The sequence below is a fragment of the Streptomyces sp. PsTaAH-137 genome, assembly GCF_003259365.1.
Taxonomy (GTDB): Bacteria; Actinomycetota; Actinomycetes; order Streptomycetales; family Streptomycetaceae; genus Streptomyces.
In genome coordinates this window covers 153,745-179,154 of the sequence record NZ_QLLY01000014.1, presented here as the reverse complement: position 1 = coordinate 179,154, position 25,410 = coordinate 153,745, and the positions used below count along the sequence as shown (strand labels likewise).

General features: G+C 72.4%; 17 protein-coding genes. 10 read left to right on the top strand and 7 right to left on the bottom strand.

All coding sequences use genetic code 11. From position 1 onward, the window contains the following. Window positions 1-2: 2 nt before the first annotated feature. From K377_RS28505 to K377_RS28485, 4 genes are all read right to left on the bottom strand, one after another. On the bottom strand, window positions 3-275 hold the full coding sequence (locus K377_RS28505; RefSeq protein ID WP_111666421.1) for a hypothetical protein: 273 nt from the start codon (window positions 273-275) through the stop codon (window positions 3-5). A 180-nt stretch (window positions 276-455) separates the two neighbouring features. Next, a complete protein-coding gene (locus K377_RS28500; protein WP_181512665.1) occupies window positions 456-683 on the bottom strand; it encodes a DUF3107 domain-containing protein in 228 nt (75 codons plus the stop codon). Window positions 684-838: 155 nt separating this feature from the next. Then, the gene (locus K377_RS28495; RefSeq protein WP_111666419.1) at window positions 839-1,480 is read right to left on the bottom strand and encodes a TetR/AcrR family transcriptional regulator; all 642 of its coding nucleotides are present in this window, start codon (window positions 1,478-1,480) and stop codon (window positions 839-841) included. Between the two features lie 225 nt (window positions 1,481-1,705). Continuing rightward, complete coding sequence (locus K377_RS28485) at window positions 1,706-1,924, bottom strand: hypothetical protein (protein WP_111666417.1); 219 nt, start codon at window positions 1,922-1,924, stop codon at window positions 1,706-1,708. A gap of 207 nt (window positions 1,925-2,131) precedes the next feature. On the opposite strand from K377_RS28485, the gene K377_RS28480 reads away from it, so the two are divergent. The 7 genes from K377_RS28480 to moeZ all read left to right on the top strand — a co-directional run bounded on the left by K377_RS28480 (window position 2,132) and on the right by moeZ (window position 11,407). Beyond that, a complete protein-coding gene (locus K377_RS28480) occupies window positions 2,132-3,208 on the top strand; it encodes an alpha/beta fold hydrolase (RefSeq protein ID WP_237552013.1) in 1,077 nt (358 codons plus the stop codon). Window positions 3,209-3,216: 8 nt separating this feature from the next. Next, window positions 3,217-4,578, top strand: coding sequence for a DUF3152 domain-containing protein (locus K377_RS28475; RefSeq protein ID WP_181512664.1), 1,362 nt, complete (start codon window positions 3,217-3,219; stop codon window positions 4,576-4,578). 200 nt (window positions 4,579-4,778) lie between these two features. Further along, window positions 4,779-6,695 (top strand): DUF3492 domain-containing protein, encoded by a 1,917-nt coding sequence (locus K377_RS28470; RefSeq protein ID WP_111666415.1) that lies wholly within the window; start codon window positions 4,779-4,781, stop codon window positions 6,693-6,695. Continuing rightward, on the top strand, window positions 6,692-8,152 hold the full coding sequence (locus K377_RS28465; RefSeq protein WP_111666414.1) for a hypothetical protein: 1,461 nt from the start codon (window positions 6,692-6,694) through the stop codon (window positions 8,150-8,152). The genes K377_RS28470 and K377_RS28465 overlap by 4 nt, the downstream gene beginning before the upstream one ends. A 298-nt stretch (window positions 8,153-8,450) precedes the next feature. Next, complete coding sequence (locus K377_RS28460; protein WP_111666413.1) at window positions 8,451-9,419, top strand: NAD(P)-dependent oxidoreductase; 969 nt, start codon at window positions 8,451-8,453, stop codon at window positions 9,417-9,419. Further along, window positions 9,407-10,156, top strand: a complete 750-nt coding sequence (locus K377_RS28455) for a spherulation-specific family 4 protein (RefSeq protein ID WP_111666412.1) — start codon at window positions 9,407-9,409, stop codon at window positions 10,154-10,156. The genes K377_RS28460 and K377_RS28455 overlap by 13 nt, the downstream gene beginning before the upstream one ends. A 72-nt stretch (window positions 10,157-10,228) precedes the next feature. Next, entirely contained in the window at window positions 10,229-11,407 is a 1,179-nt protein-coding gene (moeZ, locus tag K377_RS28450) for an adenylyltransferase/sulfurtransferase MoeZ (protein WP_111666411.1), read from the top strand. Window positions 11,408-11,507: 100 nt separating this feature from the next. On the opposite strand, the gene K377_RS28445 is transcribed toward moeZ, so the two are convergent. The 3 genes from K377_RS28445 to K377_RS28435 form a co-directional block, all read right to left on the bottom strand. Beyond that, complete coding sequence (locus tag K377_RS28445) at window positions 11,508-13,145, bottom strand: alpha/beta hydrolase (protein WP_111666410.1); 1,638 nt, start codon at window positions 13,143-13,145, stop codon at window positions 11,508-11,510. Between the two features lie 120 nt (window positions 13,146-13,265). Beyond that, window positions 13,266-14,813 carry an alpha/beta hydrolase gene (locus K377_RS28440; RefSeq protein WP_111666409.1) on the bottom strand — a complete coding sequence of 516 codons (1,548 nt, stop codon included), beginning with the start codon at window positions 14,811-14,813 and terminating at the stop codon, window positions 13,266-13,268. A gap of 90 nt (window positions 14,814-14,903) precedes the next feature. Then, on the bottom strand, window positions 14,904-17,648 hold the full coding sequence (locus tag K377_RS28435) for a lysylphosphatidylglycerol synthase transmembrane domain-containing protein (protein ID WP_375605969.1): 2,745 nt from the start codon (window positions 17,646-17,648) through the stop codon (window positions 14,904-14,906). 200 nt (window positions 17,649-17,848) lie between these two features. Here K377_RS28435 and K377_RS28430 point away from each other — a divergent pair, with 200 nt between their 5' ends. From K377_RS28430 to K377_RS28420, 3 genes are all read left to right on the top strand, one after another. Continuing rightward, window positions 17,849-18,214, top strand: coding sequence for an MGMT family protein (locus tag K377_RS28430; RefSeq protein WP_161195192.1), 366 nt, complete (start codon window positions 17,849-17,851; stop codon window positions 18,212-18,214). A gap of 278 nt (window positions 18,215-18,492) precedes the next feature. Then, complete coding sequence (locus K377_RS28425) at window positions 18,493-21,810, top strand: ATP-dependent DNA helicase (RefSeq protein WP_111666406.1); 3,318 nt, start codon at window positions 18,493-18,495, stop codon at window positions 21,808-21,810. A 63-nt stretch (window positions 21,811-21,873) separates the two neighbouring features. Further along, window positions 21,874-25,404: an ATP-dependent DNA helicase gene (locus K377_RS28420; RefSeq protein WP_111666405.1), complete on the top strand. Its 3,531-nt coding sequence runs from the start codon at window positions 21,874-21,876 to the stop codon at window positions 25,402-25,404. Window positions 25,405-25,410: the final 6 nt, after the last annotated feature.

The window sequence follows — 25,410 nt, the reverse complement described above, 5'->3', positions numbered from 1 at the left end:
TCCTACGCGGACGTCGTGAGCTGGTGCGCTCTGCTTCGAGTGGGGCGCAGCAGCAGCGACAGCAGGGCCACCGCCATCACGATCGAGCCGCTGAGCGTGGCCAGCTCATGGCCGGACCCCAGCGACGTGTGGGTGACGAACGCCCCGAACAGGGCGCCGGTGATCCCGGTCGCCAGCACCAGCCTGCGCGAGGGCAGTCGGTGCGGCAGACGGTGGCTCGCGGCCCAGGCGAGGGCCAGACCGAGCAGTGCGGAGCCAAGAGCTTCGAGAAGCATGGTGAGGGTCCCTCCCGCGCGGCCAGTAGGTGCAAATCGGTCCTACCCGGTCTACCCCTGGGACCCGGAACGCAACCCTCCTCGTGTGCTCCGGCTGTGCCCTCTCGGTGCGCCGCCCGAGAACGACGGAGGGGCCCGGCAGCGTGACGCTGCCGGGCCCCTCCGTCGTTCATCCCTGCTCTACAGAGGGCCGAAGCCCACCTTCCGCACTGCGGGCTCGCCCAGCTCCACATAGGCGAGACGGTCGGCCGGGACCAGGACCTTGCGGCCCTTCTCGTCCGTCAGGGAAAGCAGCTGCGCCTTGCCGGACAGCGCCGCGGACACCGCGCCCTCGACCTCCTCGGCGGACTGGCCGCTCTCCAGAACGATCTCGCGGGGCGTGTGCAGCACGCCGATCTTGACCTCCACGGCCTTGTCCCTCCGACGATCCGTGATGCGCGCGGTCTACCGCGCCGTACGCAGCACAGATTAGCCCGCCCGGCCGACGCTCCCGGCGTCCCGGCCGCACGCCAAGAGCGAACAGCCGACCGGGAACAAAACGGGACGGCGGGCGACCCGCCGACTCAGGCGTGCTCCGCGCCGTGCAGCGGGAACCCCGCGATACCGCGCCAGGCCAGCGAGCTGAGCAGCTGCACCGCCTTGTCGCGCGGCACCGGGCTCTCGCTGGAGAGCCAGTAGCGGGCGACGACCTGAGAGACGCCGCCGAGCCCCACGGCGAGCAGCATCGACTCGTCCTTGGACAGGCCGGTGTCCTCGGCGATGACGTCCGAGATCGCCTCGGCGCACTGCAGGCTGACCCGGTCGACGCGCTCGCGCACCGCCGGCTCGTTGGTCAGGTCCGACTCGAAGACGAGGCGGAACGCGCCGCCGTCGTCCTGGACGTACGCGAAATAGGCGTCCATGGTCGCCTGCACGCGCTGCTTGTTGTCCGACGTCGACGCGAGCGCCGTGCGCACCGACTGCAGCAAGGACTCGCAGTGCTGGTCGAGCAGGGCGAGATAGAGCTCCAGCTTGCCCGGGAAGTGCTGGTAGAGGACCGGCTTGCTGACGCCGGCACGCTCGGCGATGTCGTCCATCGCGGCCGCGTGGTACCCCTGCGCGACGAACACTTCCTGTGCCGCGCCCAGAAGTTGATTGCGTCGGGCACGGCGCGGCAGGCGAGTGCCCTTGGGGCGCGCTGCCTCCGTCTGCTCGATGGCTGTCACGCCGCCTCCCAATATCGTCCGTGTACTGCGGTGTGCGCCGCGCCGTCATCGTACTTTTGGGTAACCAGGATGTGCGCGGTGCGAGCGCAGAATTTCACGGACCGGACGTCTGTGAAAGCCGCTCGTGGCGGCCCTGTGGGCGCAAAGTGGCGCATACCGATGGGTGGGGCGCCGGATGCGCGGCACGCCGCGGTCGCGCGGCCGGCACCATCGGTGCCGGTGGCGTCACCGATAGTCGTCCTCATCGAGGGCGACCACCCTCGCCTGCTCCGCCCGGTCCGCCTCGTCGGCGCCGTCCGGGTCGGCCGGATCGACCGGCATGTCGTCCTGCTCGGGGGTCAGCTCGGTCGACTGCTCGGCGACGTCCGCCTCCGGCTCCTCCACGCCGATCTCCGCGGGGCGGCTGTCCGTGAATGTCCCGGGATCACTCGGGTCGACGGTCATCGATGGCTCCCTTCCTCACTGGTCCGTGCGGGGGCGGGTGCCCTGATTCGAGCGTAGGAGACACCCGATCGGGGCGCTATGCGATCTCTTTCCCCTTTGAGTACCGGCCTTCACCGACGGCGAGGGGAAGGCTTTGGGGAGAGCTGTGCGAGATCTGTGACGGCGAACACACGATCCTCAGTGTGATCACCTCGTAACATATGCCGCATGCCTTCGACCGATTCGCCGCGAGTGCCTCCCGCCGTCGCCGCCGTGGCACCCAAGCCGGGTGCCGTTCAGGTCGCGGAGGGGGAGAGACTGCGCTCCGTCGGTCTTCCGGGGATGACGCTGACGGTCAGGTCACGGCCCGGGACGCGGGAGGGACTGCCGCCCGCGCTCTACGTCCACGGTCTCGGCGGCTCCTCGCAGAACTGGTCGGCGCTGATGCAGCACCTCGAGGACGTCGTCGACGGGGCGGCCGTCGACCTGCCCGGCTTCGGCGACTCGCCGCCGCCGGACGACGGCAACTACTCGGTGAGCGGGCACGCGCGCGCGGTCATCCGCTATCTCGACGCCGAACGACGCGGACCCGTACACCTCTTCGGGAACTCGCTCGGCGGCGCCGTCGCCACCCGGGTCGCCGCCGTGCGCCCCGATCTCGTCCGCACGCTGACGCTGGTGTCGCCCGCGCTGCCGGAGATCCGGGTCCAGAGAACCGCGCTGCCGACCGGACTGCTCGCCGTGCCCGGAGTGGCCGCGCTCTTCACCCGTCTCACCAAGGAGTGGACGGCCGAGCAGCGCGTCAGCGGCGTCACGGCTCTCTGCTACGGCGACCCGGGCCGGGTCACCGAAGAGGGCTTCCGGGCCGCTGTCGAGGAGATGGAACGGCGCCTCGCGCTCCCGTACTTCTGGGACGCGATGGCCCGCTCCGCGCGCGGGATCGTGAACGCGTACACGCTCGGCGGCCAGCACAATCTGTGGCGACAGGCGGGCCGTGTGCTCGCGCCGACCCTGCTCGTCTACGGTGGACGGGACCAGCTCGTCTCCTACCGGATGGCGGCGCGTGCGGCGCGCACCTTCCCGGAGTCGCGCCTCCTCACGCTCCCCGACGCGGGACACGTCGCGATGATGGAGTACCCGGACACGGTCGCGACGGCGTTCCAGGAACTCCTCGCCGACAGCGAGGCGTTGAACGGGACGCGCGGGGCGGGGGAGCAGAGCGGGTCCGTGCCGGACGAGGCACGCGAGGCGCACGACGCGCCGGACCGTACGAATACGACGCACCGATCGACGTTGGGGAGCTGAGGCGGCGAGTGGGACGGCACAGCCGCCGAGGGCCGGCAGACAACGGCGACACCGCCGACATACCAGTACCGCCCGAGTTGCGCAGCCCGCCGCAGGCGGGCCCGGGCTCCGGGCGCCGACGCAGGAGCGCCGCACCGGACGGCGCCACCCAGACCGCTCCGCGGACGCCCTCGCGTCCGAGCGGCCCGTCCGTGCGGGGCGGCCACCCCGAGCAGCAGGAGCCGGGCGGCGGCTGGGGCACCTCCGGTACGCGGGGAGAGCCCCGGACCCAGCCGCGCACCGCGGCCGGGTCGCCGACCGTGCCGCATCCGCGATCGGGCCGGCCCCGCCAGGAGTACGTCGAGGCGTTCGACGCCTTCGACGCCTTCGACGCGGAGGACACGGTGAACGCGATGGGCTCGGTGGGGGTCTCGCGCCGCGGCTCGTACGACTCGGTCACCGACCGGGAGGCCGACACCGACGGGGCTCCGGAGACGGACGCCTCGGGCGCGGGCGCCGGTGGGGAAGACGGTGAACGGACGGAGTCCGACGGTGGCCGCGAGAAGCGGGGCAAGGGGCTGACCTTCGCCGGTATCGCCGCCGCGGCCGTCACCACCGTGCTCGCCGTCGTCGTCGCGGGCCAGGTGGCCGACGGGCACGGCGGATCGTCCGGCGGCCTCTCCGCGAAGTCGGCGGACGGCTCGCGCGTCCACGACGACTCGGCGTCCCGCTCGGACGACCGGGCCACGCCGTCGAGGACCGCGCAGGCCGCCCCGGCGACGTACGACCAGAAAATGGCGAAGAAGTACCCGCTCAAGGCCGACCTGAAGGCATCGGGGAAGTTCGCCGCGGTCGGCGGCTTCGACAAGGCGCCGGGCCGCGGGCAGAAGTTCCGCTACCGCGTCGACGTGGAGAAGGGGCTCGGGCTCGACGGCACGCTGTTCGCGCAGGCCGTGCAGAAGACCCTGAACGACAAGCGGAGCTGGGCCCACGAGGGCGCCCGCACCTTCGAGCGGATCTCCTCCGGCAAGCCGGATTTCGTGATCACCCTGGCCAGCCCGGGGACCACCGCGGACTGGTGCGCGAAGTCGGGCCTCGACACCACCGAGGACAACGTGTCGTGCGACTCGGCCGCCACCGATCGCGTGATGATCAACGCCTATCGGTGGGCACAGGGCTCGAAGACGTACGACGACGTGCTCCACGGCAGCGCCATCCACCCCTACCGGCAGATGCTCATCAACCACGAGGTCGGGCACCGGCTCGGCTACAACCACGTCACCTGCTCGCAGGACGGCGCCCTGGCGCCCGTCATGCAGCAGCAGACCAAGTTCCTGACCTTCGACGGGATCACCTGCAAGCCCAACCCCTGGGTCTACCCCAACGCTTGACGCTTCGTAGCGTTCTGTAGCCGGATGATCTCTTAGCGCGACAGAACGTCACGCGCACGCGAAAGTTACGCCCGTTCACCCCTTTTGGTGGCGCGATGGACAACCGTCCATCGCGCCACCGGCATGTCCGCATACGTTCGTCCCGCTGCGAGCCGCCGACCCAACGGCGGCTCCCCATACGGGAGATCGGGGGTGTACTCGTGCGTATCGGACTGCTGACAGAGGGTGGCTATCCGTATGTGAGCGGTGAGGCCAGACTCTGGTGCGACCGGCTCGTGCGCGGGCTCGAGCAGCACGAGTTCGACATCTACGCGCTCAGCCGCAGCCAGGATCAGGAGGACGCGGGCTGGCTCGAACTGCCCCCGCACGTCGGCCTGGTGCGGACCGCCCCGCTGTGGACGGCGCGTCCGGGAACGAGCGCCGACGGGGCGTGCGGCGGCGCACTCGGGCGGCGCGCCCGGCGCCGGTTCGCCGCGCTGTACGCGGAGCTGGCCGAGGCCGTGGTGTGCGCGCCGGCAGACGGTCCCGGCAGCGGAACCGGTAACGGGCCCGGCAGCGCCGGATCCGGCGAGGGCCCCGGTGTGGGAACGGGCGGCGCGCCCGGCGAGGCGGACCGTTTCGCCAACGCGCTGTACGGACTGGCCGAACTCGCCAGGGACGAGGGCGGACTGGGAACCGCGCTGCGCTCCGAGGCCGCCGTGCGCATCCTGGAACGCGCCTGTCGCGCGCCGGGCGCCCGGCGCGCCGCCCGCGGAGCCCGGGTGCCCGACCTGCTGGCCTTCGCGGGAGAGGTCGAGTCCGCGCTGCGGCCGCTCTCCCTCGACTGGTACGACGACGCATCGGCCGGATCCGGTGGCGGCGGGCTCGGTGCCGTCGACCTCTGCCACGCCACCTCGGGCGGCGCGGCGGCCCTCCCCGGACTGATCGCCAAGCGCTTCCACGGCGTGCCGCTGCTCGTCACCGAGTACGGGGTCCAGCTGCGGGCCCGCTACATCGCGGCGGGCGAAGCCGAGTTGAGCGCGCCGGTGCGCGCGCTCCTCGCCGCCTTCCACGGCCGGCTCGCCGCCGAGGTCTACCGGCAGGCCGCCGTCATCACCCCCGGCAACGCCCACGCGAGGCGCTGGCAGGAGCGGTGCGGGGCCGACCGCGCCAAACTGCGCACCGTCCACCCCGGCATGGAGGCGTCCCGCTTCGCCGAGGTCGGCGAGCGCGAGGAGCCGGGGGAGCCGGACACCCTGGTCTGGGTCGGCCGGATCGATCCTTCCAAGGACCTCATCTCCCTGCTGCACGCCTTCGCGGAGGTCCGCAAGGAGGAGCCGGGCGCCCGCCTGCGCATCGTGGGGGCGATGCCTGCGGGCTCCGGCTCCGGACCGGACTCCGACTCGGCTTCCGGCACGGCTTCCGGTGAAGGGCGGGAGGCCGAGGCGTATCTCGGGCACTGCAAAGCGCTGGCCGCGCAGCTGTTCCCCGACGAGGCGACGGGCCTCCACGCCATGGGTGAGAACCCGGTCTCCTTCGAAGAACTCGGCGCCCCGGAGGCGCCCGGCCTCGCCGAGGTCTACGGCTCCGGCAGCGTCGTCGTCCTCTCCAGCGTCGTCGAGGGCTTCCCGATCAGCCTGGTCGAGGCCATGTTCTGCGGGCGCGCGACGGTGTCGACCGATGTGGGCGCCGTCGTCGAGGTGATCGGCGGCACCGGACTGGTGGTGCCGCCGCGCAACCCACGGGCCCTCGCCGAGGCCTGTGTGGCCCTGCTGCGCGACTCCGACCGCCGCGAGCGACTCGGCGCGGCCGCCCGCGCACGAGCCCTCGAGCTGTTCACCGTCGAGCAGAACGTCACGGCATTTCGCGGCATTTACCTGGAGATCGTCTCGCACTGCCCGGTGCGCCGGGAGGCCGTGGACGACGCCGGTGAACCCCGGCCGTTCGCCCATCCGCCCGAGGCCCATGTGCCGGGGAGATGGACGGCGCCGGCCACCGGCGGCATCGGCGGCGCATGGCTCGCCGGCCGCTCCTCCGGTACGAGAGCGCCGAGCTGGGCGCCCGCACCCGGTGACAGCGGTGGCGGGCGCGAGGAACTGGCCGGAGTGACCCGAGGCGGCGGGGAGGGAGACGCATGAGCGACAGCTACGACGAGGTCCGAGGCGGCCGCGGCGGTGGCAGCGGGGTCGGCGCGGACGTTCCGCGGGTGCCGGTGGGCGCCGGGGCCTGGGGGACCAACTCCGAAGAGGCGCTGACGCTGACCGCCACCGAACCGGCCGGGCCCGAGGCCGCCGCCGACGCCCCCGATCCTCTGGACGCTCTCGACGCGGACCTGCTCCACGAGTCCGGGGCCTGGCGGAAGGAGGCCGGCGCGGAGTCGGGCCGACCGTCCCGCGGCGCCGTACGGACGGGCGGGACCGACGACAAACCCGGCGCCGCGCATCCCGAGAAGGACGCAGCTGCCGCGTCCCGGACCACCAACTCCCGCACGACCAAACGCCGTTCCGGAGTGGACCCCGTCAAGGTCCTGATGCATCGCCATCGCGAGCTGTGCGAGCGCGCCGTCGACCCGCTGGAGATCGCGGCCGGACTGGAGGCGCACGGCCTGACCGACCGGGCCGCCGCCCGCTACCGGCACAAGGACGTGTTCTCCCTCGCCGAGGAGATGTACGCGCGCATGCCGAGGGACGGGGAAGCGGGCGCGCCGACCGCCGCCACCCCCGACCCCGCCACCGGCGTACGCGGCGCGTGGGCCGGGCTCGCCCTGCTGCCGGGCGCCGTCTGCGCCCTCGCCGTACTCGCCCTGAACGTCACCACGGGCACGGTGCATCTGGCCGTCGCGCTCACCGGCGCACTGGCCGTCGCCGCCGCCCTGCGCACGACCCTGCGCCACGGCCCACTGCGCACCGGCGCCCGCCCGCCCGCGCCCGCGACCCGGCTGTGGGTCTGGGCGCTCCTCCTCTACGCGGTCTTCGGCGACGGACTCCTGAACGCCGCACTGGCCGGGGGACCCGACGAAGCATGGGCGCCCGCCACCGCACCGCTCCTCGCGCTCGCCGTCGCCGTGGCACCCGCGACCTGGTGCGCCCGGCTCTTCTCCACCGGGGCCCGCCGACGCCTCGCCACCAGCCGGGGCCTCGCCGAATTCACCTCCTCCGTCAGGCCGCTGCTGCTCGGTTGCGTGCTGCTCTTCGCCGTCGCCCTCGCCGTGCTTCTCGGCGTGGCCGGCGCCCTGATCGACCAGGGCGGCCGGAGCGGACAGAGTGTCGACCACGCCGGAGCGTGCGCCGTGGGCGTACTCCTGCTCCTCGCCCGACTGCTCTCCGCGCACGGCCGCACCCACGCGCCGGCCGTGGTGCTGGGCGCGGCGGCCGGTGCCGAGATCCTCGCCGTGGCCACCGTCTTCGCCGCGCGACTGCCGGGCTGCGCCTTCCTCGGCACCCCCGTGGAGAGCGCCGTCGACGCGGTCGGCGCGAGCGCGGTGCCCGGCACGGTCTGCGCCGTCGCCGCCCTCACGCTGCTCGTCCATGCCACGAGGACCCTCACCCGCGCCTCCGCCCACGCGAGCACCGACAGCCGGGCGAGCGCCCCATGACCCCCACAGGCACCACCCGTGCCGCAGCCGGACGCGCCCTGTCCCCGCGCGCACGACACACGGCATAGCAACCCCCTTTCTCCCGCGGGGCCGACACCGCGGGCCCTTTCGTCGACTCTCAGCAACATCCGTAAGGAGAACGCCAGATGACCACCCCTCCTCCCGGAGGCACCGGATACGCCGGATACTCCGGACCTCATGGGCAGCGCGGCCCCCAGGGGCAGCGCGCGACGCGCGTCGGACGCGCCCCGCACCCGGCGCACTCGACGCTCTCGGCGCGTACTTCGGGAGGCGTCCGATGAGGGTCCTGCTGATCGGAGCCAACGGGTACATCGGCCGCTTCGTCGCCGACCGGCTGCTCGCCGACCCCGCCGTGCAGCTCACCGCGCTCGGCCGGGGCGACGACGCCGACGTCCGCTTCGACCTCGCCACCGGCAGCCCGGGCGCGCTCACCCGCTTCCTGGACGCGGTCCACCCCGGAGTGGTCATCAACTGCGCGGGCGCCACCCGCGGCGGTGCCCGCGACCTCACCCGGCACAACACCGTCGCCGTCGCGACCGTCTGCGAGGCCCTGCGCCGCAGCGGCTGCGGCGCCCGCCTGGTGCAGATCGGCTGCGGCGCCGAGTACGGGCCCTCGCAGCCCGGGTCGTCGACCGCGGAGGACGCGGTACCCCGGCCCGGCGGCCCGTACGGCGTCAGCAAGCTCGCCGCGACCGAACTCGTCCTCGGCTCCGGCCTCGACGCCGTCGTCCTGCGCGTCTTCTCGCCCGCGGGGCCGGGCACTCCGGCGGGATCCCCGCTCGGCCGGCTCGCCGAGGCGATGCGCCGCGCCATGCAGGCGGGCGACGGCGAGCTGAAGCTCGGTGGCCTCGGTGCGCAGCGCGACTTCATCGACGTGCGCGACGTGGCACGCGCCGTGCACGCCGCCTCGCTCTCCGCCGCGCAGGGCGTCATCAACATCGGCTCGGGCCGTGCCGTGCGGCTGCGCGACGCCGCCGCCGTGCTCGCCCGGGTCGCCGGCTTCGGCGGCTCCCTCCACGAACTGGACACGCCGCCGGTGGGGGTCCGTACATCCATCGGCCACCCGCGCACCGAATCCGACCACGGGATGCACAGCCCGCCGGCCGCGTACCCGTACCCGGACGGCTGCGGAAGCTGGCAGCAGGCCGACGTCCGCACGGCCCGCGACCGGCTCGGCTGGCGTCCCCGCATCAACCTCGAAGAGTCCCTCGCCGACATCTGGATGGAGGCGGCATGCCGTATCTGACACCCACCGCGACCGGCCAGTCGAGCACCGACGTACGCCTCGGCTTCGGGATCCCGGGCTTCGCCCACCCCCTCGTCGCCCCGGCCGAATGGGCCGAACTCACCCGCCCCGACACCCCTTTGCACTGGGTCGTGCTGAATGTCGCGCGCGGCCCGGGCGCCCGCCCCGACCCGCACTGCCTGGCGGCCGTGGGACGGCTCCGCAACGCCGGGGTGCGTGTCCTTGGTCACGTGGACGCCACCTACGGCGCCCGCTCCTTCGGCGAGATCGTCTCCGACGCCCACCGCTTCCTCGACTGGTACCGGGTCGACGGGTTCCTGCTCGACCGATGCCCCACCGAGCGGGTCGCCCTGCCCGAGATCCGGCGCACGGTCACGACCCTGCGCGCGCTCGTCGACGACGCGTACATCGTGCTCGGTCACGGCACCCACCCGTATCCCGGATACGCCGAATCCGCCGAGCAGTTGGTGACGTTCACCGGCCCCTGGAGCGACTACCGGTGGTCCCAGGTCGCGGAGTGGACCGCCGAGTACCCGCCCGAGAAGTTCTGCCACTTCGTCCACGGCATGCCGCGCGGGCACCTGGAGGAGGCGCTGCGCATCGCCCGCTGGCAAGGTGCGGGCACCATCTACTTCACCGACCGGACGGACCGCGGCGGTCTCACCGACCCCTGGGAGGCGATGCCCGGGTACTGGGACGAAATCGTCTCGCGGATCGGACCTGGTGTCTCGGAATGAAGTCGGGCGTGGCAGTGTTACAGACGGAACATCCGTACGTAGATACCGACCAGCTGCATTAATGAGGTCTCCGTGTCGCTGCCACCCCTGGTCGAGCCAGCTGCTGAGCTCACCGTCGACGAGGTCCGCCGGTACTCCCGCCACCTGATCATCCCCGACGTCGGGATGGACGGGCAGAAGCGGCTGAAGAACGCGAAGGTGCTCTGTGTGGGCGCCGGCGGCCTCGGATCGCCGGCGCTGATGTACCTCGCCGCGGCGGGCGTCGGCACGCTCGGCATCGTGGAGTTCGACGAGGTCGACGAGTCGAACCTGCAGCGCCAGATCATCCACAGCCAGGCCGACATCGGCCGCTCGAAGGCCGAGTCCGCGAAGGACTCCGTCCTCGGCATCAACCCGTACGTGAACGTGATCCTCCACGAAGAGCGGCTCGAGGCCGAGAACGTGATGGACATCTTCAGCCAGTACGACCTGATCGTCGACGGCACGGACAACTTCGCGACGCGTTACCTGGTCAACGACGCCTGCGTGCTGCTCAACAAGCCCTACGTGTGGGGTTCCATCTACCGCTTCGACGGCCAGGCCTCGGTCTTCTGGTCCGAGCACGGGCCGTGCTACCGCTGCCTGTACCCGGAGCCCCCGCCCCCCGGCATGGTCCCCTCCTGCGCCGAGGGCGGCGTCCTGGGCGTGCTGTGCGCGTCCATCGGCTCCATCCAGGTCACCGAGGCGATCAAGGTCCTGGCCGGTGTCGGCGACCCGCTCGTCGGCCGACTGATGATCTACGACGCCCTGGAGATGCAGTACCGCCAGGTCAAGGTCCGCAAGGACCCCGACTGCGCGGTCTGCGGCGAGAACCCGACCGTCACCGAGCTCATCGACTACGAGGCCTTCTGCGGCGTCGTGTCCGAGGAGGCCCAGGAGGCGGCGGCCGGCTCGACGATCACTCCCAAGCAGCTCAAGGAGTGGATCGACGACGACGAGAACATCGAGATCATCGACGTCCGCGAGCCGAACGAGTACGAGATCGTCTCCATCCCCGGCGCCAAGCTGATCCCGAAGAACGAGTTCCTCATGGGGACCGCTCTTGAGGGCCTGCCGCAGGACAAGAAGATCGTCTTGCATTGCAAGACGGGTGTCCGCAGTGCGGAAGTCCTCGCGGTCCTGAAGTCCGCGGGCTTCTCCGACGCCGTGCACGTCGGCGGCGGCGTCATCGGCTGGGTCAACCAGATCGAGCCGGACAAGCCGGTCTACTAGCCGGACCACCGGGCCACGGCCCGGAGCAGACTGTCCCGGACGGGCCCCGCGCACCACGCGCGGGGCCCGTCCGGCATGTCGGGGCCGGGCACGCCACGCGTCAGGAGCACACCTTGCCGTCGCGCGGTATTCGCCCCTCCAGCAGATACGCGTTCACCGTCGAGTCGACGCAGGCGCTGCCGGAGCCGTACGCGCCGTGCCCCTCGCCCTTCCACGTCAGCTCCACACCGACCCCCTTGCCCAGCTCGTCCGCCATCCGGTGCGCGCCCTCGTAGGGCGTGGCCGGGTCGCCCGTGTTGCCGACGACGAGCACCGGTGCCGCGTCCGGCGCGCTCACATCGGGGTCGTCCCACAGCCCGGGCACCGGCCAGTCGTGGCACCATCCCGCGGTGTCCCAGGCCATGGCCTCCCCGAAGACCGGCGAGATCGCCCGGAACCTCGCCCGCAGGGACTTGGCCCGCGCCGCCGTCGGCCGCTCCCTGTCGTCCCGGCACGAGATCGCGCGCTGGGCATGGGTCGTCGTGCCGTAATGCCCTTTGGTGTCACGGTCGTTGTAGGAGTCGGCCAGCGCGAGCAGCGTCGTGCCGTCACCCCTGTCCGCCGCCCGCAGCCCCCGGGTGAGCGCGGGCCAACTCGCCGTGCTGTACAGGGCGTCGAGGACGCCGGTGGTCGCCAGCGACTCGGTCAGCTCGCGGCCGCCGGCGGTCGGCAGGGGTTTCGCGTCGAGCCGCTCGAAAAGTGCCGCGATCTCGCGCGAGCCCTCCTTCGGGTCCCTGCCTCGGGACGTGAAGTAGTCGTCCAGCGCCCGCTGGAATCCGCGGGCCTGGTTCTCGGAGTGGCCCACCGTGCCCACCGTCGGGTCGACGACCGCGTCCAGCGTGAGGCGGCCGACCTTGGCGGGGAACAAGTGGGCGTACACGCCGCCCAGTTCGGTCCCGTACGAGAAGCCCATGTAGTGCAGCTCGTCGTCGCCGAGCACCTGGCGCATCAGGTCCATGTCGCGTGCCGCCTCGGTGGTCGACACATGGCTGAGCAGGTCTGCGGCCTGCCGCGCGCAGCCCTTGCCGAAATCGGTGGCGTCCTTGAAGTACGCGGATTCCTCCGCGGCGGTGTCCGGGGTGGGGTCGATGGATTCGGCGGTCTGTATCTCCTTGTCGCTGCGACAGCGCACTCCACGGCTCGCTCCGGCGCCGCGCGGGTCGAAGCTCACCAGGTCGTAACGCGCCCACAGCTTCGTGTACTGGGGAGCGAAGGCCGGCAGTCGATCGACACCGGAGCCGCCCGGCCCGCCGAAGTTGAACAACAGGGAGCCGATGCGCTCCTTGCCCGCGCCGCGGGACCTGGCCCGGATGAGGGCGAGCCCTATCGTCCGTCCTGTGGGGCGGGCGTAGTCGAGCGGCGCCTTGAGTGTCGTGCACTGCCAGTCGGAGCCCGGTGCGGGTGTGCTCGCCGTGCCCCGGCAGCGGCCCCAGCGCAGGTGCTGACTGGTGAGCGCGGCGGGCAGCGCGGGCAGTGTCGCGGCGCGGGGCGTGGCGTCGGCGGACCGAGATCCACCGGCCCGCGGTGACGACGACACCGGCGCGGGCGCGCTGTCGCCGTCTTCCCCCGGGTCGGTGCAGGCGGTGATCAGCCCGGCCGTCAGCAGGACGGCCGAGATCAGACCGAGCGCGCGGACCGTTGTCCCTGCGCCTGCGCCCGTATGCGTACGTGCGCGCGCACGTGATTTCCCTGGCGCCATGGGCACCTCCCCCGTCAACTGCCCCCGTTCGAGGAGCAGTCAGGCCATCGTAGGAGGCCGGGCCGACAGTCGCTTGAGCCTGTGGACAACTCTCGTATCACCCTGTGGAAAACTCCGCGATCACGAACAGACCGTTCCCTCGTCCGGGACCTTCCCGTCGAGGAGATAGCCGTCGACCGCCTTGTGCACGCAGGAGTTGCCGCTGTCGTACGCCCCGTGGCCCTGGCCCTTGTACGTGAGCTCGACGCCCACGTCGCCGCCCAGCGCGTCGACCATCTTCTTCGCGCCCTCGTACGGGGTGGCCGGGTCGCCGGTGTTGCCGACGACGAGGATCGGGGCCGATCCGGAGGCGCTCACGTCGGGGTGGTCGGCGGCGCCGTCGACGGCCCAGTCGGTGCAGCTCAGCATGGACCAGGCCAGGTAGTCGCCGAACAGGGGAGAGGCCTCGCGGAACTCGGGCAGCTTCGCCTCGACGTCCTTCGTGGTGTAACGGGGCTTGTAGTCGCCGCAGTTGATGGCGACGTTGGCGGCCTGCATGTTGCTGTACTTGCCGTCCTCGTTGCGTCCGTTCATCGAGTCGGACAGCGACATGAGGATCTTGCCGTCGCCGTCGTACGCCTGTTGCAGGCCCTCGGTGAGGTACTCCCAGAAGTCCTGTGAGTACAGGGACTGCGCGATCCCGTTGGTCGCCGCGGTCTGCGTCAGCTCGCGGGGGAAGATCCCGGGGATCGGCTTCTCGTCGAGTTCGTCGAGCAGCTTGGCGATCTTGTCCTTGACGTCCTGCGCGGTGTCGCCGACCGGGCAGTCCTCGGTCTTGGACGTGCAGTCCTTCGCGTAGTTGTCCAGCGCGAGCTGGAAGCCCTCGGCCTGCCCGAGGGAGCTCTGCTCGGGGTCCTGGGTCGGATCGACGACGCCGTCGAACACGGCGCGGCCCACGTTCTTGGGGAACAGGTGGGCGTACACGCCGCCGAGTTCGGTGCCGTACGAGATGCCGAAGTAGTGCAGCTTGTCGTCGCCGAGCACCTGGCGCATCAGGTCCATGTCGCGGGCCGCGTCGGTGGTGCTCACGTGGGGGAGGACCTTGCCGGAGTTCTTGTCGCAGGCACCGTTGAACTTCTTGATGTTGTCGACGAGCTTCTGCTGTTCCTTCGTGTCGTCGGGCGTCGAGTCCTGCTCGAAGTACGTGTCGAGCTGGTCGTCGCTCTCGCACCTGACGCCCGCGCTGCGGCCCACCCCGCGCGGGTCGAAACTGACCAGGTCGTAGCGCTTGCGCAGCTTCTCGTAGTCGGAGCCGAACGCGGGAAGGGTGGTGACGCCCGAGCCGCCGGGGCCGCCGAAGTTGAAGATCAGCGAGCCGATGCGCCGGTCGTCAGCGCCGCTGGACTTCGCGCGGATCAGCGCGAGGTCGATGGTGTCGCCCTTGGGGTCGTTCCAGTCGAGGGGCGCCTTCATGGTGGCGCACTGCCAGTCCGTGCCGCCCGGCAGCGGGGAGGGGGAGGCGCCGCCGCCCTCGGACTCGGACGGGGCCGGACAGTCCTTCCAGCTCAGCTTCTGGGACGGCAGATCCGCGTCGTCCTGCGAGTCGCCGCTGCACGCGGCCAGTGAGGCGGAGAGCAGAGCGGCGGTGACGGCCAGGGCTGCGGCGCGGGGCCGGGACGGAATGGGCATGCGTCCATCCTGCGGCGGACCGGTGCGGGGCGCTCTTGCAGCGGGCTGTGCGGGTGAGGTCCGCGGCTCCCGGCGTCGGGCACCGCGGACCTACAGAGCGCCCTTGCGGGTCAGGTGGTTGAAGAACAGCCACCCGGGCAGGACCGGCAGCCACAGGGTGAGCAGCCTGTACAGGAGCACCGCGGGGGCGGCCACTTCCTTCGGGAGGCCGATCGCGATCAGACCGACCGTCAGCGTCGCCTCGACGGCGCCCACTCCGCCCGGCGTCGGCGCGGCCGAACCGAGCGCGTTGCCGGCCAGGAAGACGACCGCCACGCTGGCCAGGCTGAGGCTCGTGGTCTCGTCGCCGAAGGCGCGGATCGAGGCGTCCAGGCACATCACGAAGCAGGCGGTCAGCAGCAGCATGCCGCCGATGCCGGTGAGCAGCTTCCGCGGCCGCTGGAGCACGTCGAGCATGCGCGGCACGACACCGGCGAACAGCGACCTTACGCGCGTGACGACGAATTTCCGCAGGAAGGGGATCGACGTCACCACCAGGACGAGCACGGCGACCGTCAGCAGACCGGCGATGACGGTCCGCGAAGGCGACAGGGAGGGCGTTTTCTCCGTGCCCGTCAGATAGCCGAACGTCAGCAGCAGCAGGATGTGGCTGCACATGCCGAACAGCTGCGAGGCGCCGACACTGGCGACCGCCAGGCCCGGACGGACGCCGGCCCGCTGGAGGAAGCGCGTGTTGAGCGCCACGCCGCCGACCGCCGCGGGAGCCACGATCTTCACGAACGACCCGGCGACCTGCGCCGCGACGGTCCGCATGAAGGGCACCCGCTCCGGCACGAAGCCCAGCAGGCTCATCGCCGCGGCCACATAACTGAGCGCGGAGAAGAGCACCGCCAGTCCGACCCAGCCCCACTCGGCCTCGCCGACGATGGCGCCGAAGTCGATGTGCGTGAGCTGCGACAGCAGGAAGTACGCGCCGATCGCACCGGCGATGAAACTGATCAGCGTCCGCGGCTTGATGCGCTCCAGGCGGGCCGGTTCGACGGGGGCCTGCGGCCTGATGCGCAGCACCTGGTGGCGGATCTGGGTGAGCAGATCCTCCTCACGGGCCTCGTCGAGCGCTTCGTCCAGGGCTCGCTTCTCGGCCTGGCGTTCGGCCTTCTCCGACTTCTTCTCGGACTTTTTCTCCGCCCGGACCGACTTCTTGCCGTCGGCGTCCGCCTGGGCGTCGGACGACTCCAGACGGGCCTGTTTGGCCCGGTCGGAGGCCTCAAGGACGGCCTCGCGCTCGCGCTGGGCGCGCTCGCGTCCGAGCTTGCGCAGCGTCGCTCTGGTGGAGCGGGTGAGGGCGATCGGCTGCAGCAGCGGCAGGCAGTCGGCGACGGGGTCGGGGCCGAGGACGCCCACCGCGGAGGCGACCGCCCGCTCGGCGCCCACGCGCAGGCCGAGCGTGGTGACCATCTGCGCGATGTCCATGCGCAGCACCAGTTCACCGGCCGCGATCTCGCCGCCGCGCAGATCCGTCAGGATCACGGTGCCGGAACGATCCACCAGAATCGCGTCGCCCGCGAGCCGTCGGTGCGCGATCCGCCGTGACTGGAGCGACTGCACCTGGTGCCAGGTGTCGCGCAGCAGCTCGTCGGTGATCTCCTCGTCCGGGATCGCGTCGAGGGAGCGGCCGCCGATGTGCTCGTAGACGAGCATCACGGCGTCGGGGCCGAGTTCGGAGGTGGCGATCAGCTTCGGGGCGTTCGCTCCCGCGGAGATCGCCGCGTAGGCGAGCAGCGCTTCCTGCTCCAGCGCCTGGCGCAGTGACTGGAGGCTGCGGCGCTGGGTGATGCCGCGCAGCGTCAGCCGTCGCCACACCCGGTAGAAGAAGCCCTGCGCCTGCTGTTCCCGGTCGACCACGGTGACGTCGAGCGGGGGGCCGTCCTCCAGGGTGACGAAGTAGCGTCGGCCCCGGTCGCCGTTCTCCGTGGTGCCCTCGTGGGCCTCTTCGCGGGAGGCGCTGACGGGGTGGAAGCCGACGTGCCGCAGGCCCGCCAGGAGCGTCTGCCCGGTGGGGCGCACATTGGGGGAGCCGACCGCGTACAGCGTGCCGTAGGCGACGGTCCAGCCGATGAGGATCGTCAGGATGATCGAGAACGGTGTGGTGTAGCCGGTGACCAGCATCGTGAACGCGTCGAGCAGCAGGACCACCCACAGCACGACACGCCACCGTGGTCTTCGGGACATCCCCACGGCTGTCATATAGGCGATGACGGGCGCCAGATAGCCGTGCACCGGATCGGTGAGCGCGTGGATGTCGCTGGGCGACACCTTCGTGAGCGCGTCCTGGATGGACTGGGGCGCGGCCTTGGCCACCCACAGATCCGTCGCGAGCGTCACTCCGTGGGCGAGGACCGCGGCGAGCACGCCGTCGGCGATCCGCAGCCCGTCGCGCTTGATGAGCCGCTCGATGGCGAACGCCACCGGTACCAGCAGGATGGCGATGCTCGACGCGAACCCGGCGAACTTTGTCAGCAGGTCGGGGGCCTGCTCGGTGCCCTTGTTGATGTCCTGGGCGAAGCCCGTCGTCGTCGCGTGCGCGAACGCGGCGATGGCCAGCAGCACGACGACCGCCAGCAACCCCGCGAGCAGGCGCATGAGGTCGGAGGGGCGGTGCACGCGCGCGGGGAGCAGCGGTTCGTCGCCGTCGACCCGCTCCGCGTGCGCGTCCGCGTCGACGCAGTCCGGGTCGTGCAGCGGCTGCTCGTGCTTGGTCTCCTCGGCCTTCTCGGCCGTCTCCTCAGGGCGCGCCGGTGCCACAGAGGTGCCCTCCGCCTTGTCGGGGTGCACGCTCTGCTCCGTCGTCTCTTCTTGATCTCGTATCACCAGTCACCGCCCGCACGATGGTGGCATGTCCCATGGCCGTAGGGGGGCATCAGGGTGCATCCGTGGGGCGCGGAGTCGTCGGCAAGCGCCTTCTCGTACATCTGTCCAGGGCCCCGCCCGTCGCTCCCGCGGTGTTGTCGGTGCCGTGCGGCAGGATGGGCCGGATGAGCGAGGAGAGCGAGCCGGCAGGAGAACTTCCCGAGTACGCGGAGCGGGTGCTGGAAGTGGCGGAGCTGATTCCACCCGGGCGCGTCATGACGTACGGGGATGTCGCCGAGTGGCTGGAGGAGGGCGGGCCGCGCCAGGTCGGCCGCGTGATGTCCCTCTACGGGGGAGCGGTGCCGTGGTGGCGCGTCGTGCGCTCCGACGGGGCGCTGCTGCCCGGCCACGAGCTGCGGGCGCTCGACCACTACCGGGAGGAGGGCACCCCGCTGCGTGAGGCGTCCCGCGCCGCCGGGGGCCACCTGCCGCGCCTCGACATGAAGCGGGCTCGGTGGGACGGGCAGACCCGTACGGAAGCTCACAATTGACAGCTTCCGCCATCCCGCGCGCGGGTGGGGTGCCGGTGGCCCGTACGGGGGAAACGGGACGCACGGGGCACTTCGGGAGGCCCGGGCCCGTTCGTGAGACAGCACACACCTGTGCCGGACGGGGTCCGGGACAGGCGCCGGAAGCCCGGCTTCCGCCACACTCGACGGCGTAGCGTCGACGGCACCGTCGATGGCAGACACCTCCCTCACCCCGCGGCCACCGCTTCGCGCGGACGGCACGCCGACCACCAGCACACCCACCAGGACCAGCGATCCACGTGAGCTCCTCTTCGTCCACCCGCTACCTGTCGCAGCACCGGGCTCGACAGGGGATGCCCGGCGCGTACCGACTGGTGCGTACCCCGCCGGCGCCCGTGGACCCCCCTCGTCTGGACGCACGTCAGCGTGCGGTGGTTGACCACGAGCGAGGCCCCCTGCTGGTGCTGGCCGGGCCGGGCACCGGCAAGACCACCACGCTCGTGGAGGCCGTCGCCGCCCGCATCGCCCAGGGCGTCGAACCCGCGCGGATCCTGGTGCTCACGTTCAGCCGCAAGGCCGCCGTCGAACTCCGCGACCGCATGGGCCTGCGCATCGGAGCGGCCCGCGCCCCGCAGGCGACGACGTTCCACTCGTTCTGCTACGCCCTCGTCCGCGCCCACCAGGACGCCGACCTCTTCGCCGAGCCCCTGCGCCTGCTGTCCGGCCCCGAGCAGGACGTCACCGTACGAGAGCTGCTCGCGGGCCAGATCGACCTGGAGCGGGCCGGGCTCGCCCACGTGCGCTGGCCCGACGAACTGCGGGCCTGTCTCACCACGCGCGGTTTCGCGGACGAGGTGCGCGCGGTGCTCGCCCGCAGCCGCGAGCTGGGTCTCGGGCCCGCGGCCCTGAACTCCTTCGCCCGGCGCATCGGCCGCCCGGACTGGGGCGCGGCCGCCACCTTCCTGGCCGAGTACCTGGACGTCCTCGACATGCAGGGCGTGCTCGACTACGCGGAACTGGTGCAGCGCGCGGTCCTGCTCGCCCACCGCACCGAGGTCGCCGAGCAGCTGGCCGCGCAGTACGACGCCGTGTTCGTCGACGAGTACCAGGACACCGATCCCGCCCAGGTACGACTGCTCCAGGCCCTCGCCGGGGGCGGCCGCACCCTGGTCGCGTTCGGCGACCCGGACCAGTCGATCTACGCGTTCCGCGGCGCGGACGTCAACGGCATCCTGGACTTCCCGGAGACGTTCCCGCGGACCTTCCCGAGGAGGACAGCCACCCCGTCAACGGTCGAGGTGCTCACCACGTCCCGCCGCTCGGGCGCCCGCCTCCTGGACGCCACCCGGCGCATCACCCAGCGGATGCCGCTGACCCGGCTGCCCGCGGACAAGGTGCGCGCGCACCGCGATCTCGCCCCCGTGCGCGACGGCGGCCGGGCCGAGGTCTACACGTACCCGACCTCCGGCGCGGAGCTGGACAACATCGCGGACATCCTGCGCCGTGCGCACCTGGAGGACGGCGTCCCGTGGAGCGACATGGCCGTCCTGGTGCGCGCGGGCGCACGCGGCATCCCGTCCATGCGGCGCGCCCTCACCGCGGCCGGCGTTCCCGTGGACATAGACGGCGACGACCTGCCACTGCGCCACGAGCCCGCGGTCGTGCCGCTGCTCACCGCGCTGAAGGCGGTCGCGCACAGCCCCACGGAAGCCGGTGCCGATCCGGACGATGCCGAAGCGTCCTGCTGGCTGGACACCGAGACCGCTCTCACGTTGCTGGGCTCGCCGCTCGCCGGGATGGACGCCGCCGATCTGCGCCGCCTCGGGCGCGCCCTGCGCGAGGAGGAGCGCGCCGGTGGCAACCATCTGCCGCCGCCCTCCGACGACCTGCTCGCGCGTGCTCTCGCCGAGCCCGAGCGGCTCGCCGCGCACGATCCGGCGTACGCGCGCGGTGCGCAGCGCCTGGGCGCACTGCTCGCGCGGGCCCGCGCCGAGCTCGCCGGCGGCGGCACCGCGGAGGAGGCCCTGTGGGAGCTGTGGAACGGTACGCCCTGGCCGCAGCGCCTGGAGCGGTCCGCCCGGCGCGGCGGCGCGGCGGGCCGCAACGCCGACCGTGACCTGGACGCCGTGTGCGCGCTGTTCGCCGTCGCCTCGCGCGCGGAGGAGCGCACCGGCGGCCGTGGCGCGCGCAACTTCCTGGAGGAGATCGAGGCCCAGGACATCGCCGCCGACACCCTCGCCGGGCGCGCGGTGCGGCCCGACGCCGTCCGCCTCATGACCGCGCACCGCTCCAAGGGCCTGGAGTGGCGGCTCGTCGTCGTGGCGGGCGTCCAGGAGGGCCTGTGGCCGGACCTGCGGCGCCGCGGCTCCCTCCTTGAGGCCGACCGCATCGGGCGCGACGGGCTCGCCGAACCGCTCACCCCCGGCGCGCTGCTGGCCGAGGAGCGCCGCCTGTTCTACGTGGCCGCCACGCGCGCGCGGGAACGCCTGGTCGTCACCGCGGTGAAGGCGCCCGCCGACGACGGGGACCAGCCCTCCCGCTTCCTGACCGAACTCGGTGTCGAACCGAAGGACGTCGCGGGCCGCCCGCGCCGCCCCCTGTCCGTCGCCGCGCTCGTCGCCGAGCTGCGCGCCACGACCGTCGACCCGCGCGTGTCCGACGCGCTGCGCGAAGCCGCCGCCCGCCGCCTGGCCCGGCTCGCCGCGCTCAGCGACGACGACGGCAGGCCCCTGGTGCCGTCCGCCCACCCGTACCGCTGGTGGGGCATGTACGAGCCGACCGAGAGCAAGGTCCCGCTGCGCGACCGCGACAAGCCCGTCGTGCTCTCCGGCAGTGCGCTCGACCAGCTCGCCAACACCTGCGCCCTGCAGTGGTTCCTGGGCCGCGAGGTCAAGGCCGACGCCCCCGCCACCACCGCCCAGGGATTCGGCAACGTCGTGCACGTCCTGGCCGACGAGGTCGCCTCCGGACGCACCCCCGCCGATCTGGCCGTCCTCATGGAACGCCTCGACTCCGTGTGGGATGCCCTCGCCTTCGACGCCCCCTGGAAGTCGGCCCAGGAGAAGGAGCACGCGCGCGTGGCCCTGGAGCGCTTCCTCCAGTGGCACGTCATGGACCGCGGCGGACGCACCCCCGTCGCCAGTGAGCACGACTTCGACGTGACGCTGGAAGCCGGCTCCTACGAAGTCCGCATCCGCGGCTCCATGGACCGCGTCGAGCGCGACGCCGAAGGCCGTGCCTACGTGGTCGACTTCAAGACCGGGAAGCAGGCACCCAGCGCCGCCGACGTCGCGCACCATCCGCAGCTCGCCGTCTACCAGCTCGCCGTGACCGAAGGGGCCGTCGACGAGCCGTTCGACGGCGCGCGCCCGCACCCCGGCGGCGCCGAACTGGTGCAGCTGCGGCAGGGCGCCGCCAAGAAGGACGGCGGGGAGACGCTCCCCAAGGTCCAGGCACAGGAACCCCTCGAAGGGGAGTGGGTCGGCGACCTCCTCGCCACCGCGGCGGGCAAGGTCCTCGACGAGCGGTTCGCACCGACCACCGGCCAGCACTGCACCCACTGCGCCTTCCGCGCCTCGTGCAGCGCGCGACCCGAGGGCAAGCACGTCGTGGAGTGACGTGCGCCTCCGCCGCGGCGGAACGGACCGGTGCTGTCGGTGGTGCCGGTTAGCCTCGATGAGGTGACCACACGCCTCACCGACCCCGAGCAGCTCAAGGAGCTGCTGGGCATCCCGTTCACCCCGGAGCAGATGGCCTGCATCACGGCGCCCCCTGCCCCGCAGGTGATCGTGGCCGGAGCCGGTTCCGGCAAGACGACGGTGATGGCCGCGCGTGTGGTCTGGCTGGTCGGCACCGGACAGGTCGCGCCCGAGCAGGTCCTCGGTCTCACCTTCACCAACAAGGCGGCGGGCGAGCTCGCCGAGCGCGTCCGCAAGGCCCTGATCAGGGCGGGCGTCACCGACCCCGACGCCATCGACCCGGACAACCCTCCGGGCGAGCCGGTGATCTCCACGTACCACGCCTTCGCCGGCCGTCTGCTGACCGACCACGGCCTGCGCATCGGGCTCGAACCGACGACGCGGCTGCTGGCCGACGCCACCCGCTTCCAGCTCGCCGCGCGCGTGCTGCGCGAGGCGCCGGGCCCGTACCCGGCCCTCACCCGCTCCTTCGCCGACCTCGTCAGCGATCTCCTCACCCTGGACGGAGAGCTGGCGGAACACCTCGTACAGCCGGGCCGGCTGCGCTCCTACGACCAGGAGCTGCTGCACACCCTGGACGGCGTCAGGCTCAGCAACGCCGATCTGCGCAAGGTGCCCGAAGCCGCGGCCGCCCGCCTTGAGCTGGCCGAGCTGGTGGGGCACTACCGGGCCGCCAAGCGCTCCCGCGACGTCCTTGACTTCGGCGACCAGATCGCCCTGTCCGCCACGCTCGCCGACACCCGGGCCGAGGTCGGCGAGATCCTGCGCGACGAGTTCCGCGTCGTGCTGCTCGACGAGTACCAGGACACCTCCGTGGCCCAGCGGATCCTGCTGGCGGGCCTGTTCGGCGGCGGCACCGGGCACGCCGTCACCGCCGTCGGCGACCCCTGCCAGGCGATCTACGGATGGCGCGGCGCCTCCGTCGCCAACCTCGACGACTTCCCCGAGCACTTCGCGTACGCGGACGGCCGTCCCGCCACCCGCTTCGCGCTCAGCGAGAACCGCCGCAGCGGCGGCCGCCTGCTAGACCTCGCCAACGGCCTGGCCGAGCCGCTGCGCGCCATGCACGCGGGCGTGGAGGCCCTGCGGCCCGCACCCGGAGCCGAGCGCGACGGCCTGGTGCGCTGCGCCCTGCTGCGCACCCACAGCGAGGAGATCGACTGGCTCGCGGACTCCCTCGCCCATCTCGTCGCCACCGGCACGGCACCCGGCGAGATCGCCGTCCTGTGCCGCACCGCGACCGACTTCGCCGAGATCCAGGGCGCGCTCGTCGCCCGCGACATCCCCGTCGAAGTGGTCGGTCTCTCCGGCCTGTTGCACCTCCCGGAGGTCGCCGACCTGGTCTCCGTGTGCGACGTGCTCCAGGATCCCGGCGCCAATGCCGCACTGGTGCGCGTCCTGACCGGTCCGCGCTGGCGCATCGGTCCACGCGACCTGGCGCTCCTCGGGCGCCGCGCACGCCTTCTGGTGTCGCACGCGCGCGGGGGCGACGAGGACGATCCGGACCGGCGTCTGGCCGAGGCGGTCGAAGGGGTCGACCCGTCCGAGGTGATATCGCTGGCGGACGCGCTCGACACGTTCCTGGAGACCTCCCTGGAGGCCGACGGGGACGACGACGGGCTGCCGTTCTCCCCGGACGCGCGCGTACGCTTCGCCCGCCTCGCCACCGAACTGCGCGATCTGCGCCGCTCGTTGTCCGACCCGCTCATGGACGTACTGCACCGCGTCCTGGCGGTCACCGGCCTGGAGGTCGAACTCTCGGCGTCCCCGCACGCGCTGGCGGCCCGCCGACGCGAGACGCTGTCCAACTTCCTGGACGTCGCCGCCTCCTTCGCGGCCAACGACGGCTCCGCCACCCTGCTCGCCTTCCTCGCCTTCCTGCGCACCGCCGCCCAGTACGAGAAGGGCCTGGACAACGCCCTGCCGGGCGGCGAGAACACCGTGAAGGTGCTCACCGCCCACAAGTCCAAGGGCCTCGAATGGGACGTCGTCGCCGTCCCCGGACTCGTGAACGGCACGTTCCCGAGCACCCAGGGCCGCGAGAAGTGGACCGCCCAGGGCAAGGTCCTCCCGCACGCGCTGCGCGGCGACGCCGCCACCCTGCCCGACATCGAGGCATGGGACTCCCGGAGCATGAAGGCCTTCCAGGCCGACATGAAGGACCACCAGCACACCGAGGAACTGCGCCTGGGATACGTCACGTTCACGCGCCCCCGCAGCCTGCTGCTCGGGTCCGGCCACTGGTGGGGCCCGTCCCAGAAGAAGAAGCGCGGCCCCTCCGACTTCCTCCAGGCGCTGTACGACCACTGCGCCACCGGCCACGGCGACATCGAGGTCTGGGCGGACGAACCGGGCGAGGACGAGGAGAACCCGGCCCTCCAGGAGGCGTCGGCCGAGCAGGCCTGGCCGCTGCCGCTCGACGAGGCGTCCCTCGCCCGGCGGCGCGCGGCGGCCGACACCGTCCTCGCCCATCTGGAGCGCGCGGCGGGCCCCGCGCAGGCCCGCGCCCACACCCGGCCCCACCCCGCTGCCCACGACGAGCCACCCTTCGAGGACCCGGACTGGCCGCCCCCGCCGGACGACGACGCCTTCGGCGAGGACGACATCCCCGCGCCGGACGAGGAGCTTCCGGACGACTGGGAGAACCTGCCCACCGAGCGTCCCACGGTCCCGCACCCGGCAGCTGAAGTCCCGGATCCGGAAACAGCGCACCACGCGCGCGTGCCCCAGCCGCAGACCGCGGCGGTCCCGCACCCCGCGCACGCCCCGGAGTACGAGCTCACTCCGGAGGAGGCCCGCACCGTCGACTCCTGGGACCGGGACCTGGACGCCCTCGCCGGAGAGCTGATGCGCGCCCGCGCGTCGGTGCGCGACGTGCCCCTGCCGCAGTCGCTCACCGCCTACCAGCTGATGCGGATCGCCGCCGACCCCGACGGCTTCGCCCAGGAACTGGTGCGGCCCATGCCCAGCCCGCCGCAGCCCGCGGCCCGCCGCGGCACCCGCTTCCACGCCTGGGTCGAGTCCCGCTTCGAAGAGCTGCGGCTGCCCATGATCGACCCGGACGAGCTGCCGGGAAGCGACGCGGAGATCGCCGACGAGCGCGACCTGGAAGCACTCAAGGAAGCCTTCGAACGCACTCCGTACGCCCACCGCACCCCGCACCGGGTGGAGCTCCCCTTCCAGCTGGCCATCGCGGGCCGCGTCGTCCGGGGCCGCATCGACGCCGTCTACAAGGAGGGCGACGGCGACGGGACGACGTACGAGATCGTCGACTGGAAGACCGGCCACCAGCAGAACGCCGACCCGCTTCAGCTCGCCATCTACCGGCTCGCCTGGGCCGAGCGGCAGGGCGTACCGCCGGAATCGGTGGACGCCGCCTTCCTGTACGTCCGCACCGGGGAGACGGTCCGACCGCGCAGCCTGCCCGGCCGGGCGGAGCTGGAGCGGCTGCTCACCCAGGATCCGCAGGTCGTCGAGGAGCCGCCGGACGAGCACCCCTCCGCGGGGGACTAGGCTCGT